Origin of the sequence: Streptomyces europaeiscabiei (assembly GCF_001550375.1) — a bacterium.
GTDB classification, from domain to species: domain Bacteria; phylum Actinomycetota; class Actinomycetes; order Streptomycetales; family Streptomycetaceae; genus Streptomyces; species Streptomyces europaeiscabiei.
Genome location: NZ_LRTR01000397.1, coordinates 1 through 12,718 on the forward strand (window position 1 = coordinate 1; position 12,718 = coordinate 12,718).

Sequence of the window (12,718 nt, forward strand, 5' to 3'; positions counted from 1 at the left end):
CCTCGCCCTGTGCCGGGCCGGCTCCGGCGACCCACCCGGCGCCGCCCCCGCCCTCCTCGCCGCCTACGACGGCCTCGCCCGTCTCCAACTGGCCCGAGGCTGCCGTCTGTTGAGCGCCGGCCGGGTCGCCGTCACCGACCGCCTGCACGGCCACGTCCTGGCTCTCCTCCTCAGCCTCCCCCACGTCCTCGTGGCCGACCGCTACGGCAAGATCCGCAGCTACTGGGACACCTGGACGACCCACCGCCCCACGACCACCGAGTGGGCATGGACGGAGGCGGAGGCGAGGCGCACGGCGGGAAGGCTGCTGGAGGGCCTCCGGGCCCCGTAAGGGGCGCGGGGAACTACGCGACCAGCCACGACGCACTCGCGGGCCGCAGAACACCCGCTCTCGGGCGGCGATTGCGCCCCCCGGATGGGCTTGGACGGAGACGGAGACGGAGGCAGGCGGCTTTTGGCGGGTCTGCGGGCCGAAGGCAAGGGGCGTAGCCCCGTGCTTGTCAGGGGCGCGCGGGGAACTGCGCGACCAGCTACGACGCACCCGCACCCCGCCAACCACCCCCACTTCAACGGCGCCCAACGGCTCACCCAGCGGAGCGACTACGCTCCGCCCACCGCGGTCAACAGCGCCAAGGGAGCCGCCGCGGACCGCGACTCCCGCACACACGCGTGCGGATACGGCACGGGCGCCGGATGCGTGTCCCTCCCGTACCCGGCCAGCACCTCCGGCAGCCGATGCCCCGCCGCCGTCGCCGCGTCGACCATGCCGGAGGCCACCGTCCGCGCCTCGTCGTGCAGCCCGTACCGCGCGAGCCCCAGCGTGATCAGCGCGTTGTCGTGGGGCCAGACCGACCCCCGGTGGTACGACAGCGGGTGATACGCGGGCTGCCCGGAGGCCAGCGTCCGCACACCCCACCCGGAGAAGAAGTCGGGCTCCAGCAGCCGTCGCCCGGCCAGCTTCCCGTACTCCTTGTCCAGCAGCCCCGACCACAGCAGATGCCCCGCGTCCGAGGCGAGGGCGTCGACCTGCCTGCCCTCGCTGTCCAACGCCAGCGCGGGGAAGCGGTGTCGGGGCATCCAGAAGTCCCGCTGGAAACGGTCGCGGAGGTCGCTCGCGGCCTGTTCCAGCAGCGCCGCGTACACCTCGTCCTCCCAGACCGTGCGGGCCAGCACGGCGGTGCGGCGCAGCGCGTCGTACGCGTAGCCCTGCGCGCCCGCCGCCATCACGGGTCCGGCGGCGGGCCGGCTGCCGTCGGCGGAGCAGATCGAGCCGGGGGAGTCCTTCCAGTTCTGGTTGGCGAGACCGCCCTGGTCGGCGCGGTAGACGAGATAGCCGCGCGAGGTGAGCCCGCCGTGGTCCAGCATCCAGCCGATCGCGGCCCGCGCGTGGGGTTCGAGGCGGCGGGCCAGTGTGACGTCCCCGGTCTGTTCCACATACGCGCCGAGCAGGACGAGGAACAGGGGGGTCGCGTCCACCGAACCGTAGTAACGCCCGTACGGCACCTGCCCGAAGTGCGCCAGCTCGCCGTGCCGCACCTCGTGCACGATCTTGCCGGGCTGGGCCACCGAGTCCACGCCGACCTCGGTCGCCTGCGCCGCGGCGAGTGCGAGCAGCGTGGCGGCGGCCGGCTCCGGCCGGTAGGGGAGCGTGAAGAGGGAGGTCAGCAGGGCGTCCCGGCCGAGGAGGGTGAGGAACCAGGGTGCTCCGGCGGCGGGTACGCGCAGGGTTTCGCCCTCCGGGCCGGTCGCCGGCACCTGGAGTGCGGCGAGATCGGCGAGGCCGCGCGCACAGGCCGCGGCCAGCTCCGGCCAGCCGGTGGGGAAGGCCACGCCCTCCATGAACTCGCCCTCCAGCGCGAGGAGCTGGTCCTGCACGGCGGCGGGTGAGCGCGGTACCCGCAGCGCCCGCCGGTTACCGTGCGGCCGTGCCATCACCCGGCAGGTCAGCTCCACCGAACCGTGCGGTGCGACATCGAGGGCCCAGACGAGGCGCCGCGCCCCCGTCCCGGTCTCCTCGACACTGTCCGGCGCGGGCTCGGCCGTCACCGTCGTACTGGACCGCCATTCGCCGCGCCGATAGCTGAACTCCACACCGTCGTCGAGGACTTCGCGCTTCCTGACGACACCGCTCTTGGCGTAGGTGCGGAAGTCGGAGCGCAGCTCGAACTGGTCGGTGAAGTCGGCGTCCGCGGTGATCGCGATCCGGACGGTCGTCGCCACCGGGCGGTTGCTCGTGACGCGCAGCGTCTCCACGAACGCGCTGTCGGAGACGGCCTGTTCGCGGAAGAGCGTGTACGCGGGCGGCTCCTGGCGGCCGCCCCGGGGGACGAGCACACAGCGCGCGGTGTCGCCGTCGGCGACCGGTGTGAGCGTCTCGGGGACAGCGCCGTCGACGGTCAGCTGCCACCGGCTCAGATGCCGGGCGTCCCGGACGAACAGCCCGTCCGGTGAACTGCCGCCCCGCACCCCGCTGATGTCGCCGCCGTCGCTCACGGCGGCGAACGTCCCGCCGCGCACGAGCAGGTGATGCCGGTCCGTCATTCCCGGTCCCCTCCCTGGTCACTCATGCCGAACACGACCTCGTTGTCGTGATGCCGTTCGTCGTGCCGTTCGTCGTTCGGTCCGCGGTGCGGTCCGTCGTGCGGTCCGTGGTGCGGTCCGTCGTGCGGTCCGTGGTGCCGCTCATGGCCGTCGAGGTGCTGGCCATGTTCGGCCCACCGGCCGCGGTCGTGGCCGTGGTCCTGGCCGTCCTGGTCGTCCTGATGCAGCAGGTCGAGGGCGAGCGCGGCGGTCCAGCCGAAGCCGAGCGCTCCGCAGTCCTCGCCGGTGTACGGGTCCACGTACTCGGCGAACCCGGACGCCTCCGCGGTCTCCAGTGACGCCGCCCGCAGCGCGTCTGCCCGCTCCCGCTCCCCGTGCAGCCTGAGGCCCCGCTCCAGCATCCAGTTCGTGTTGAACCACGCGGGCCCACGCCAGTACCGGTGCGGATCGAACGCCTCGCCGGTCAGGTCGTACGACGGCACGAGCCGGGTGGCGGAGCCGAGCCCGAAGTGCGGGCCGTGGACTGTCCGGACGAGGGCGGCCGTGATGTCGTGGGGGAGGCCGGGGAGCAGGAGGGGGAGGAGGCCGGAGACGCCACGCTCGGGCAGGAGGGCGTCCGTGGTGACGTCCCGGCAGAAGAACATCTCCTCCGCCGGGTCCCACAGCCGCTCCACCAGCGCCGCCGTCAGGCGTTCCGCGCGCGCGAGGCGGGCCGTCCCCGGTGCGCCCAACTCCTTCGCGATACGGGCGAGGGCGTGCTCGGAGGTGATGAGGAGGGCGTTGAAGGCCGGGTCCTCGACGGCGAACCCGCCCTGTCCGTCGGCATACCCGGCGTCCCGGTAGTCCGCTGCCAGCCGCACGTACCGCCCGTAGTCCAGATCCGTCGGCCGGTCCTCGGCCGCGCCGTGGTCGAGGTCGGCCCGGCGGAAGGAGCGGGCCGGGGCCGGGGTGATGCGGGCGAGGGGCGCGTCCCAGGTGGGGCTGTTGTCCATGCCCTGCTCCCAGGGGTGGACGACGGACGCCAGTCCGCCCCCGCCCAGGTCGCGGCGGTGCAGCAGATAGCGGTGCCAGGCCGCCAGCCGCGGATACACCCGGGCCAGAAAGCCGCGCGCCCGGGACAGTCCGGGGTCCGCCCGGTGCACCAGCCAGGCCGCGAGCGCGTGCACCGGCGGCTGCACGATGCCCGAGGTCTGCGTGGTGCGCGGGGCGCCGGCGGCGCGCCCGGCGGTCGAGGAGCGCCAGAAGTCGGGGCTAGGGAAGTACGCGTCGAGCGGCACGGAGGGGTTGAAGACGATGTGGGGGATCCGTCCGTCGCCCCACTGTGCCGCGAGCAGCGTCTCCAGCTCGGTCTGCGCCCGCAGCGGCGACAGATGACGCAGCCCGATCGCGATGAACGCCGAGTCCCACGACCACTGGTGCGGATACAGCTTGCGCGACGGCACCGTGGACCGGCCCGTCCAGTTGGCGGCCAGCACCTCCGCCGCCGCATGGTGCAGCGAACCGGCCGATCCGGTCACCGCCGCCGGTACGGCCGGATCGTATACATGGCCGCCGATGTGCGCGGCGGTGCCCGGTCGACGGGCGGTGAGCTGGGTGGTGCGGTCCACGCAGGGCTCCCTGAGGACAAGGTGCCGACCGGTTCGGCAGTGGCTACCGTAGGGTTACGTCTACTTAACACGCAAAACTCAATATGTAATGCAGAGTTGGTGAACGCAAGAGGGTGCGCGGGAATGAATCCCCGAGGGGCCGCGACAATGGCGGCATGAGCAGAAGGGCCGTGAAGGTGGGCAGTCATGCCGGTGCCGGAGATCTGCTGGAGTTGGTCCGCAGCGGCCGGGCCACCACGCGTGGCGCGCTCCAGCAGGCCACGGGCCTGTCCCGGGCGACCGTGGGCCAGCGCCTGGACCGCCTCTTCCGCGCGGGCTGGCTGCGCGAGGGCGTCGGCGGCCCCCTCGACTCCCCGCTCGGCGGCCGCCCTTCCATCACCCTGGAGTTCGACGACGCGCATGCGCTCGTCCTCGCCGCCGACCTCGACACCCGCCACGCCCGCGCCGCCGTCCTCTCCCTCACGGGCGAGATCCAGGCCGAACACACCGGCACCCTGGTGATCGACGAGGGCCCCGACGCCGTACTGGACGAACTCGGGCGCTGGTTCGCCGAGTTGCTGGAGAAGGCGGGCCGCCCGGCGGACGCGGTCTGCGGTATCGGTCTCGCCGTGCCCGGCCCTGTGGACACAGACACCGGCCGTGTCGTCCAGCCGCCGATCATGCCCGGCTGGGACGGCTACGACATAAGAGGCCGCCTGGCCCGCGCCTTCACCGAACACGCGGCCGGCCCGGTCAATGTCCCGGTCCTCGTCGACAACGACGCCAACCTCATGGCTTACGGCGAACAGCGCGCCGGATACGCCGACTGCTCGGCGTTCGCGCTGGTCAAGGTGTCCACGGGTATCGGTGCGGGTGTGGTGGTCGGGGGCTCGATATACCGGGGCATCGACGGTGGCGCCGGCGACATCGGCCACATCCGGGTCCCGCAGGGCTCGGACGCGCTGTGCAAGTGCGGCTCGTACGGCTGTCTGGCGGCGGTCGCGAGCGGCGGCGCCGTGGCGCGACGGCTGGCGGAGGCGGGGGTTCCGGCGGCCTCGGGATCGGATGTGCGGGACCTGCTGACCGCCGGGCATCCCGGGGCGACGGCGCTCGCGCGGGAGGCGGGCCGGGTCGTCGGGGACGTCCTGGCCACGGTCGTGACCCTGCTGAACCCGGGTGTTCTGATGATCGCCGGGGATCTGGCCGGAACCCCCTTCCTCACGGGCGTACGCGAACTGCTCTACCAGCGGGCCCTGTCCCGCTCCACGGCCCACCTGGAGGTGGTGACCTCCAGGCTGGGGGAGCGGGCGGGCCTGGTCGGGGCGGGCGCGCTGGTCGTCGAGTACCTGTACGCGCCGGAGCGGGCCGAGAAGCGGCTGGTGGCGCTGGGGGTGTGAGCCGGGTGGACGGCCTCCCGGTCCGTGTGACGGGCGGACGGCCTCCCGGTCCGTGTGACGGGCGGACGGCTTCTTGCGGTCCGTGTGACGGGCGAGCGGTTGTGGCGGGAGGGTGCTCTCTTCCGGCCCGTGTGGCGGCGGGCGGTCGCTCCGGGCCCGTGTGACGGGCGTGTTTCCGTCCCGAGGACCGGTCCGCATGGTGAAATCCGAGCCCCTGAAACCGCGTGATTCTCGCCACCTCTGATAGAGGTTGCGCTCAGATGAGCGAAGTGTGGGCGGTTCCGCGACTTCAAAGGGTGGCACTCGGTGCCACCCTTTGATCGTTCATCGAGCGAACTCAACTGTACGGAATGCTGCTCATGTGAGCGCTGTGGCGCCCTGGTGGGGATGGATGTATTCAAGAGGTGAACGCATCTCGGTGCCGTTCCTTGCCAAGCCTTGACTTTCGATCTCCTGGCGGACGGGTGGTTACAGGCGCATGACGCGCAAGTGGACGTACCCAGGTGCCTTCGATCTGGGTATGTTCCTCGCCGTCAGGGCAGCCACCGCGTCCTCAAGGAGTTGGGACCTGTGTCGGAAAACAAAGATCCCCACGTAGGCCACGTAGCTCAGAGTGTTGAGGGCGTGAAGTTTGTCTATGACTTCACCGAAGGCAACAAGGACCTCAAGGACCTCCTCGGCGGCAAGGGTGCGAACCTCGCCGAGATGACCAACCTCGGTCTCCCCGTGCCCCCCGGCTTCACCATCACCACCGAGGCCTGCAAGGTCTACCTCGACAGCGGCGACGAGCCCGCGGCACTCCGTGACGAGGTCAGCGCCCACCTCGCGGCCCTCGAAGAGAAGATGGGCAAGAAGCTCGGCCAGGCCGACGACCCACTCCTCGTCTCGGTCCGCTCCGGCGCGAAGTTCTCGATGCCCGGGATGATGGACACGGTCCTCAACATCGGCCTCTCCGACAAGTCGGTCCAGGGCCTCGCCAAGCAGGCCGGCGACGACCGCTTCGCCTGGGACTCCTACCGCCGGCTCATCCAGATGTTCGGCAAGACCGTCCTCGGCGTCGACGGCGACCTCTTCGAGGAGGCGCTGGAGGCGGCGAAGACGGCCAAGAAGGTCGTCGTCGACACCGAGCTGGAGGCGGCCGACCTCAAGAAGCTCGTCACCAAGTTCAAGAAGATCGTCAAGACCGAGGCCGGCCGGGACTTCCCGCAGGACCCGCGCGAGCAGATGGACCTCGCCATCCACGCGGTCTTCGACTCCTGGAACACCGACCGCGCCAAGCTCTACCGCCGCCAGGAGCGCATCCCCGGCGACCTCGGCACGGCGGTCAACGTCTGTTCGATGGTCTTCGGCAACCTGGGCCCCGACTCCGGCACGGGCGTCGCCTTCACCCGCGACCCCGCCTCCGGCCACCAGGGCGTGTACGGCGACTACCTCCAGAACGCCCAGGGCGAGGACGTGGTGGCGGGCATCCGCAACACCGTCCCCCTGGCCGAGCTGGAGTCGATCGACAAGAAGTCGTACGACCAGCTGATGCAGATCATGGAGACCCTGGAGAACCACTACAAGGATCTCTGTGACATCGAGTTCACCATCGAGCGCGGCCAGCTGTGGATGCTCCAGACCCGCGTCGGCAAGCGCACGGCGGGCGCGGCCTTCCGCATCGCCACGCAGCTGGTGGACCAGGGCCTGATCGACGAGGCGGAAGCCCTCCAGCGGGTGACGGGCGCCCAGCTCGCGCAGCTCATGTTCCCCCGCTTCGACGAGGAGGCGAAGGTCGCCCCGGTCGGCCGGGGCATCGCCGCCTCCCCGGGTGCGGCGGTCGGCAAGGCGGTCTTCGACTCGTACACGGCCGTGAAGTGGTCGCGTTCCGGCGAGAAGGTCATCCTGGTCCGCCGCGAGACGAACCCCGACGACCTCGACGGCATGATCGCGGCCGAGGGCATCCTCACCTCGCGCGGCGGCAAGACGTCCCACGCGGCGGTGGTCGCGCGCGGCATGGGCAAGACGTGCGTGTGCGGCGCGGAGGAGCTGGAAGTCGACACCAAGCGCCGCCGTATGACGGTGCCGGGCGGCCATGTGGTGGAGGAGGGTGACCTCATCTCCATCGACGGTTCGTCGGGCAAGGTCTACCTGGGCGAGGTCCCCGTGGTCCCGTCCCCCGTCGTGGAGTACTTCGAGGGTCGGATGCACGCCGGCGCCAACGACGCCGACGAACTGGTCGAGGCGGTCCACCGCATCATGGCCTTCGCGGACCGCAAGCGCCGTCTCCGTGTCCGCGCCAACGCCGACAACGCCGAGGACGCGCTGCGCGCCCGCCGCTTCGGCGCCCAGGGCATCGGCCTGTGCCGTACGGAGCACATGTTCCTCGGCGACCGTCGTGAACTGGTCGAACGCCTGATCCTGGCCGACACGGAGACCGTGCGCGAGGAGTCCCTGAAGGCGCTGCTCCCGCTCCAGAAGCAGGACTTCATCGAACTCTTCTCGGCGATGGACGGCCTCCCGGTGACGGTCCGTCTCCTCGACCCGCCGTTGCACGAGTTCCTCCCGGACATCACGGAGCTGTCGGTCCGCGTGGCCCTCGCGGAGTCCCGCCAGGAGCCCCACGAGAACGAACTCCGCCTCCTCCAGGCCGTCCACCGCCTGCACGAGCAGAACCCGATGCTCGGCCTGCGGGGTGTGCGGCTGGGGCTGGTCATCCCGGGCCTGTTCACGATGCAGGTACGGGCCATCGCGGAGGCGGCCGCCGAGCGCAAGAACGCGAAGGGCGACCCGCGCGCCGAGATCATGATCCCGCTCGTCGGCACGGTCCAGGAGCTGGAGATCGTCCGCGAGGAGGCCGATGCGGTGATCGCGGAGGTCGAGGCGGCGACGGGGGTGGCGCTGAAGCTGTCGATCGGCACGATGATCGAGCTGCCGCGCGCCGCCCTGACGGCAGGCCAGATCGCGGAGGCGGCGGAGTTCTTCTCCTTCGGCACGAACGACCTGACCCAGACGGTGTGGGGCTTCAGCCGCGACGACGTCGAGGCCTCCTTCTTCACGGCCTACCTGGAGAAGGGCATCTTCGGAGTCTCCCCCTTCGAGACGATCGACAAGGACGGCGTGGGCTCCCTGGTGAAGCTGGCCGCGGAGGCCGGCCGCGCCACCCGCCCCGACCTCAAGCTCGGCGTCTGCGGCGAACACGGCGGCGACCCGGAGTCCGTCCACTTCTTCCATGAGGTGGGCCTCGACTACGTCTCCTGCTCCCCGTTCCGCATCCCGGTCGCCCGCCTGGAGGCGGGGCGCGCGGCCTCGCAGTCGACGGGGAGTGACCACCGCTAGACCACCACCGGGTCACCGCGGGCTTCACCCCGCGACCCCGAACCCCGGAACCGCCGCTTGTCCCCGACCGACCCTCACCGATGGGCGGCGGTTCCGGATCACGAGGAGAGGGCGGCACCCCGTGCGGGGGGTGCCGCCCTCTCGGCTTGGGGGTGGTTTGTGCCCTCCTGCGCCTCTCATGGACGCGTACCCGGAAGACGGCCACAACGCGCCACCACGCGTACGTACAGGTCGGTGTCGAAGGGCCTGGTCCTGGGGCTGATCATCGGCGTGGCCGCCTACCCGGTGGCGGCAAACTCTGTGGCCCGTGTGCCGGTCCCTGGATACCGTCGTTCCCCCCGGCCGGCCGAACCCGCGGTCTGCCGCGTGTCCAGAGAGCGAACCGATTCCGTGAGCAGGCAGCGAGAGACGACGACACTGTGGCGGCCCACCGGGCCCGTGGAGTTGGAGCTGGTGCGGGAGTCGGGGTGGCGGGCCTGGCCTCCTCGGCTTCCCGAGCAGCCGATCTTCTATCCGGTGCTCAACGAGTCGTACGCGGTGAAGATCGCTCGGGACTGGAACGTCAAGCACGACGGGGCGGGCTACGTCACGCGGTTCGACGTCGAGGCGGAGTTCCTGCGGCGGTATCCGGTGCGGCAGGCCGGCGGGGAGACGATTCTCGAGCTGTGGGTGCCGGCGGAGGAGCTTGCCGAGTTCAACGCGCACATCGTGGGCGGGATCGAGGTTGTGCACGAGTTCCGATAGTCGAAGGCGGAGCCGATAGCCGAAACGGCAGGGGGAGGCGAACGGCAGTCGGAGCCGTAACGGCAGTCGGGGTCGCCGGGCCGAGGGGGGGGCGGCAGCCAGGGCAACCGGGCGCCGCCGTCCCCGGTTCGCAGGTCAGCTCCTCACGGTCGTCGCCCCTCGCGACGGCCGTGGGATGGACACCGGCTTCGCGTTTCGTTCGCCCGCGATCTCCAGCAGGACCCTTACGAGTTCGTCGTGGAGCGCGTCACTGATCTCATGTGCTTGGGGGGTGTCGACGTGCAGCATGTTGACGTGGAGACCGGTGGCGGTGCGGTGGAACCAGTGGCTGATGCCGTTGCCACGGGCTGCCCAGACATGCAACGTCGCATTCCAGAGCGGGTGTTGGAGGCCTCCGGGGGTCCTGCGGAAGTCGATGTAGGAGAAGAAGTTCACCGGGAACGGCCAGTGGTGCAGCGAGAACGCCTCCGGGGCGAGCAACTCCCACGCCCGTACGAAGGGGATGTCGGCGTGCCTCTGCAACTCGCCGTACGCCGTGCGGGCCCGCGCGATCGTGGTCGCGTGGTCCGTGCCGCCCTCACCCACCTGGAACTCGATCGGCATCGTGTTCACGAACCAGCCGATGGAGTGCTGCCACGGGTTCGGAATCCCTCCTGCTTTCCCCGCCCTCTCGTCCGTCCGCTCACTGATGGGGAGCAGGCCCCGGTAGACCCCCGGACCCCCGAAACGGTGCTGGGCCGTCGCCGCGGCCGCCAGTACGGCCGTGAAGACACTGCCTCCCGACGCGCGGGCGCCCGCTGCCAGCGCATCGGTCCGGTGGGCGTCCAGGAGGGGGAGGGCCCGGTTCACGAGGGGGTACAGGTGGTCTCCCGGCACGCCCAGGTCGAAGGGGAACCTGGGGAAGAAGCCGCCGTTCCCGTGGATGAAGTCCTTCCAGTACGTCAGACGGTCGTCGTCGGGACGGAGGGAGGCATAGCGGCGACGCTGGTCGTCGCCGAAGGTCAAGTAGCTTCCCGCGGAGGGGAGTTGCGGATCGCGTTTGGCCGTGAGGGCGGTGTACGCGGTCTGGAGTTCGTTCACGACGACGGGCATGGACAGGCCGTCGCACACGATGTGGTCGAAGCAGAGGTAGACCGTCGCGCTCGTCTCCCGGACCACCGCGCCCATGAGGAACAGCGGCCAGGACAGTGTGTCGATGCTCTTGAACGTTTTGTCGAGGTGGGTGTGCAGGTCGTCCCCGGTGTGGAAGTGACCGACCTCCTCCGTCTCCAGGACGATGGACTCGGGTGCCAGTGCCGTGCAGTTCAGGTCGCCGGTAAGGCGCTGGAACTCGCTGCGGAGCACTTCGTGGCGCCGTACGAGGAGAAGGAGCGCGGATTCCAGGGACGCGGTGTCCAGTCGGCCCGCGATCTCGAAGGTGACCGTGATCGAGCTGGCGATTCCGTCGCTCGTACTCCGGGTCGCTTCGGACGAGGAGTGGTGCTTGTCCTGATTGAACGAGGCTGATGTGTGAGTGGAATTCTGCCCGTCCTGGGAGGAGTGCTTCGTGCGCAGGGACCAGGAGATTACGGTTCCGGGCGCGATGGTGGCGTCGGAGAAGGGGATTTGCAGCACTCGGGGGCTTTCTGCTCGTGACCTGTGGGGGGAAGTCGAGGGGAATTCGGGAGATCAGGTGAGGTGAGACGAGAGGGAATCCACCGCTGCGTTGACACCGTCCTCGGCCTGGACGAGGGGTGCGATCTCACCTGCCCGGTGTCGCAGGTTTCGGTCCGTCACCGCCGTACCGATCGCTTCCGCGAGCCGGTGTGCGGTGAGGGTGCGGGGGGTGAGGGGAGCGGGGGCCACGCCCAGGGCGCGCATGCGGGCGGACCAGTGGGTCTGGTCGCCCATGTGGGGGCAGAGGACCTGCGGCCGGCCTGCGGCGAGGGCGGCGCCGACGGTGCCGGGGCCGCCGTGGTGGACGACCGCGGCCGTACGGGGGAAGAGCCAGTCGTGCGGGGCTTGTTCGATCATCAGGATGTCCGGTGGCGGAGGGCCGGATTCGCGTGCCGCCGTGCCGATGCCGCCCCAGCCGGTCGCGACCACGGCGCGTACACCGGCGAGACGGATCGCCTCGGTGACCAGCGCGTTGTTGCGGTGCGCCCGGGTGCCGGTCATGCTGCCGAAGCCGATGTAGACGGGGGGTGGCCCCTCGTCCAGGAAGCGGGTCAGCTCACTGGGCGGCGTCCAGTCGGGGCGGGCGGGCAGGTACCAGAAACCCGTGGTGAGTACGGCGTCGCCCCACGCCGGGTCGGTCGGTGTGATGTGCCGGCTGAACGACTGCAGGACGGGTCGCCGTCGGCCCGCGGGGTCCCGCAGCCACCGCCGTGCACCGTGGCGGCGAGGGGCCAGGCCCAGTTCGGCCGTCCGCCAGCGCTCCACTTCACGGGACCGCTGTGCCGCTGTGACCAGGGTGTATGTGCTCCGGTTGAGGAAGCGTGGCACGCGGGGGAGCGGCATCAGCTGGCAGGGGAACGTGTCGGTGGGGATCCAGCCGGGTTGCAGCGCCACGACGACGGCGGGTACGTCCAGCATGTCGGCCACGTGCTGGGCGGGGAACGCCGCCGAATGCACCACGGCCGCCACGTCACCGTGGTCGTGGGCGATGGCCGCCACGTCCCGCAACGGGGTGATGAGCAGCTGCTTGAGGCGGGCGACGGTCCGTGCGGCCGCGACTTTGCCGCGTACCCCCATGAGGCCGTTGTCGATGATCCTGCGGGTCGCCGTCTCGTCGAGGATGCGGGTGGGGCCGTCGTCGATCGCGGCGAAATCGACGCCATGGGCGGCGGCGTCGGCCGCATAGGAGGAAGGGGCGGCCAATAACGGGTGATGGCCGTGCCGGCGCAGCGCCACGGCCAGTGCGAGAAAGGGTTGTACGTCCCCGCGAGTACCGCATGCCGCCAGGAGAACCTTGCGCGAGCGAGCGCCGACTCCGAGGCTCTCCGGCCCCAATTCTTTGGGCATGACCACGCGCTGAACCTAGCAGAAGCGGAATCGAACAAGTCTGGGCCGGTATTGAGTTCGAGTCTTTTGCTGCGACGCCGGCGACGTCTGCGATGTCTACGGCGTCTACGGCGTCTACGGCGCCTGAGA

8 protein-coding genes are annotated in these 12,718 nt (G+C 70.7%); 4 read left to right on the plus strand and 4 right to left on the minus strand.

From position 1 onward, the window contains the following. Positions 1–331 (plus strand): hypothetical protein (locus AWZ10_RS50295; RefSeq protein ID WP_208618525.1); only part of this gene is annotated, 331 nt, incomplete at its 5' end. Positions 332–600: 269 nt separating this feature from the next. Here the strand turns inward: AWZ10_RS50295 and AWZ10_RS18845 are convergent. Further along, a complete protein-coding gene (locus tag AWZ10_RS18845; RefSeq protein WP_046707925.1) occupies positions 601–2,541 on the minus strand; it encodes an amylo-alpha-1,6-glucosidase in 1,941 nt (646 codons plus the stop codon). After that, positions 2,538–4,148, minus strand: coding sequence for an MGH1-like glycoside hydrolase domain-containing protein (locus AWZ10_RS18850; RefSeq protein ID WP_060891626.1), 1,611 nt, complete (start codon positions 4,146–4,148; stop codon positions 2,538–2,540). Before AWZ10_RS18850 ends, AWZ10_RS18845 begins: the two co-directional genes overlap by 4 nt. 155 nt (positions 4,149–4,303) lie before the next feature. Between AWZ10_RS18850 and AWZ10_RS18855 the strand changes: the two genes are divergently transcribed. From AWZ10_RS18855 to AWZ10_RS18865, 3 genes are all read left to right on the plus strand, one after another. Further along, positions 4,304–5,524: an ROK family protein gene (locus tag AWZ10_RS18855; protein ID WP_208618526.1), complete on the plus strand. Its 1,221-nt coding sequence runs from the start codon at positions 4,304–4,306 to the stop codon at positions 5,522–5,524. Positions 5,525–6,094: 570 nt separating this feature from the next. Then, a complete protein-coding gene (ppdK, locus tag AWZ10_RS18860) occupies positions 6,095–8,842 on the plus strand; it encodes a pyruvate, phosphate dikinase (RefSeq protein WP_046705833.1) in 2,748 nt (915 codons plus the stop codon). A 390-nt stretch (positions 8,843–9,232) separates the two neighbouring features. After that, complete coding sequence (locus tag AWZ10_RS18865; protein WP_060891627.1) at positions 9,233–9,586, plus strand: hypothetical protein; 354 nt, start codon at positions 9,233–9,235, stop codon at positions 9,584–9,586. 135 nt (positions 9,587–9,721) lie between these two features. On the opposite strand, the gene AWZ10_RS18870 is transcribed toward AWZ10_RS18865, so the two are convergent. Together AWZ10_RS18870 and AWZ10_RS18875 are read right to left on the minus strand one after the other, a co-directional pair. Then, positions 9,722–11,200 carry a condensation domain-containing protein gene (locus AWZ10_RS18870; RefSeq protein WP_046705836.1) on the minus strand — a complete coding sequence of 493 codons (1,479 nt, stop codon included), beginning with the start codon at positions 11,198–11,200 and terminating at the stop codon, positions 9,722–9,724. Positions 11,201–11,254: 54 nt separating this feature from the next. After that, positions 11,255–12,589: a glycosyltransferase gene (locus AWZ10_RS18875; RefSeq protein ID WP_079104399.1), complete on the minus strand. Its 1,335-nt coding sequence runs from the start codon at positions 12,587–12,589 to the stop codon at positions 11,255–11,257. Positions 12,590–12,718 lie beyond the last annotated feature (129 nt).